Genomic DNA, 2,860 nt, shown 5'->3' on the forward strand with positions numbered 1-2,860 from the left:
CGGCCATCGCGCGGGCCACGTCTCCGCGATCCATGTGGATGAGCCCCCGGCTGCTGTAGAGCCCGGCCCGTTCCGGAGCGAGCGCCAGCGCCTCGTCGAGGTCGGCCAGCGCCTCGTCGAGCCGACCCATGCGGCGGCGCACATCTCCCCGCGCCGCGAACACCTCGGGGGCCTGGGGCTGGAGCATCACGGCCCGAGCGAAGTCCGCCTCGGCGGCGTCCAGCTCACCCAGCAGGAAGTGGTACCAGGCCCGGCGCAACAGCGGCTGGGCCTTCTCCGGGGCCAGTTCGACCGCACGGGTGGACTCCTCCCTGGCCGCCTCGAGTTCCCCCCTGGCCATGAGGATGGAGGCCCTCCCGAGATGGGAGAAGGAGGCCCTGTCCCCGTCGGACTCGATGAACCAAGCGCAGTCCGCGAGGGAGACCTCCATGTCCTTGGACTCCTGGCCCAGCAGGCAACGGGACAGGAGCGCGTCCTGATTCGTGGGATCGATCTCGAGTGCCTTGGAGTAGTCGTCGAAGGCCTCGGCGTACTTTCCCTGCTGGGAGTGAGCGAAGCCGCGCAGGTACCAGGCCGGAGCGGACCGGGGCATCCGCTCGATGACGCGCGTCGCCAGCTCGGCGGTGCGCGCGTAGTCGCCCGCCGCCATCGCGGCGTAGGCCTCCCGATTGAAGCGGTCCTCGGCCACCTCTGGAGCCGTCTCCACCCGCCACCTGGCCAGGAAGGTCGCGCCAGCGAGCAGGACGAGCACGCCCAGCAGGCGCGCGATGCGCGGGGTGGCAACCACCTCGGCCCGCAGATCGCGCGTCACCAGGGCCCCGGCCACCGCCCCCGTGACGAGCCCGCCCAGGTGCGCGGCGTTGTTCACGAAGCTCATGGAGAAGCCCACCATGAGGTTGAAGGCGATCACCCCCAGCATGTCCTTGCGCAGCTTCTGGAGGGCCTCGGAAGGGACGCAGCCGGGTTGCAGGTAGAGGAAGGCCAGGATCGCGCCATCGATGCCGAACAACGCCCCGGACGCTCCGGCCGACACGGCCAGGGGGTTCCAGGCGTTGCTCGCCAGCGAGCCGCCCACCGCTGACAGGAGGTAGATGAGCGTGAAGGTGAGGTTGCCGTAGATGCGCTCGCAGAGACGGCCGACGATCCACAGCGACCACATGTTCACCGCGAGGTGCAGCAGGCCCACGTGGATGAAGGCGCTGCTGAGCGTCCGCCACAGCTGCCCCTCCAGCAGCGTGGAATGCCCGAAGTCCGCCCCCCACTTGAGGAGATCCTCGGAGGAGGGGTCCAGGGCCGACACCCCCGTCACCACCATCACCCCGAAGACCAGGAGGTTGAGCGCGACGATCGCCCGCGTGACGAAGACGTGCGGCGTGGCCTGGGCGAGCAGCTTGCCGAACGCGAGCAACGCGGCGTCGGGCGCTGGGCGAGTGGCGGACTCTTCGTTCATCATCGATAGCGCCCGCCTCAGCGCTGCGGCACGCTGGACAGCCCGACACTCCAGTGGAACGACCGCTGTCCCTTCAAGACGTGGAAGAGGAGCCAGGGGCCCCCTACGCCCAGGAGGACACCGAGCACGAGGTGCGCCGCCAGCGGTGTGCCCGGGAACCAGCGCTCCAGCACGATGCGCGTGCCCGCGACGAAATAGACGTGGAAGAGGTAGAGGGTCATGCTGATGGAGCCCGTGAAGACGAGCCGGCGCCACGCTCCCGCCACCAGCCCACCCCATTGCGCCGCCCGCTCCCGCAGGAACATGGCGAGCGTGAGCAACATGCTGAACCCCAGCGGCCCGTTGATGGCGCACGTCAGCGTCTCGTACCGCTCCTCCGGGATCACCGAATAGAAGAACACCAGGAGCGACAGGAGGCCCACGGGCACGAGCGCCTGGAGCGCCACCGGCAGCCCCGCGAGGAAGCGGCGGACGGGCTCCAGCCAGGGCTGGATGAGGAACCCCAGGCCGAAGAAGCGGTTCCAATAGAGGATGAGTTCGACGTACTCGCCCGGCCCACTGCTGGAGCGTGCCCGCCAGGTGCTCACTGTCAGGTGCAGCAAGACGGCGAGGCCGAAGTAGGTGAGCCTGCTCCAGCGCCCGAGCCTGGGCTCGGCCCATCGCCGGAACAGCCAGGACATCAACGTGCAGCCCGCCAGGGCATACACGTACCAGAAGATGGAGTACGGCGGAAACCACGCGCTGAACAGGAACTGGAGCAGCGCGAGGGGCCCGTCACTCACGCCGGGCAGACGGCCATGCGAGGACTCCTGGGCGATCAGCAGGACGGGCGCCCACACCAGCATCGGGACGATGAGCTTGTCCAACTTCTTCCGGAGGAATTGGCCAAACGAGGTGTCCGGTCGCCCGAACGCGGACATGACCACGCCCGAGGCCATGATCATCGTGGCCATGTTGAAGCTGTGGATGAGTTCGGTCACCTGCCGCAGATCGGCCCGGTCCGGAGAGAACAGCTTCCGCACCCCATGGATCGCGTCCACGCCCAATACATGCACGAGCACCACGAGCAGGATGCCCATTCCCCGCGAGCAGAAGAGCTCCTCGGAGAGCTTCTTGCTCTGTTCTCGCGAATCGACCATGCCAGATCCTCTCGGGCCCACTTTATCAAAACGGGAGGAGTAGGAAGGAAGGTGTACCCCCTCCAGGCCCCGGGACCACTTATCGCTTCACGGAAGGAGAAGGAGTGTTCCCAGCCCGACGAGCGAGCACCGCCTTCACGTCGTCCAACGTCACGCCCAGGGGACGCACCGCCACCAACACGTGGTAGAGCACGTCGGCTGCCTCCTCGGCTGCTCGCTCCTTGTCCCCGTCGGCGCACGCCGTCACCAGCTCCACCGCCTCCTCGCCGAT

General features: G+C 68.0%; 3 protein-coding genes. All 3 read right to left on the bottom strand.

Annotated elements, in window-relative coordinates; translation table 11 throughout:
• The coding region (locus VF794_RS35140) for a rhomboid family intramembrane serine protease (protein WP_331117491.1) at nucleotides 1-1,453 on the bottom strand (1,453 nt) is incomplete at its 3' end.
• Between the two features lie 14 nt (nucleotides 1,454-1,467).
• Nucleotides 1,468-2,589: an acyltransferase gene (locus tag VF794_RS35145; RefSeq protein ID WP_331117492.1), complete on the bottom strand. Its 1,122-nt coding sequence runs from the start codon at nucleotides 2,587-2,589 to the stop codon at nucleotides 1,468-1,470.
• Nucleotides 2,590-2,668: 79 nt separating this feature from the next.
• On the bottom strand, nucleotides 2,669-2,860 hold a 192-nt coding region (hisE, locus tag VF794_RS35150), incomplete at its 5' end, for a phosphoribosyl-ATP diphosphatase (protein WP_331117493.1).

It is taken from the genome of Archangium sp., assembly GCF_036389735.1.
Classification (GTDB): Bacteria; Myxococcota; Myxococcia; order Myxococcales; family Myxococcaceae; genus Archangium.

Bases quoted from the DNA above. Each gene is read 5' to 3' on its own strand.
- VF794_RS35145 (WP_331117492.1), bottom strand. From the start codon at position 2,589: ATGGTCGATTCGCGAGAACAGAGCAAGAAGCTCTCCGAGGAGCTCTTC.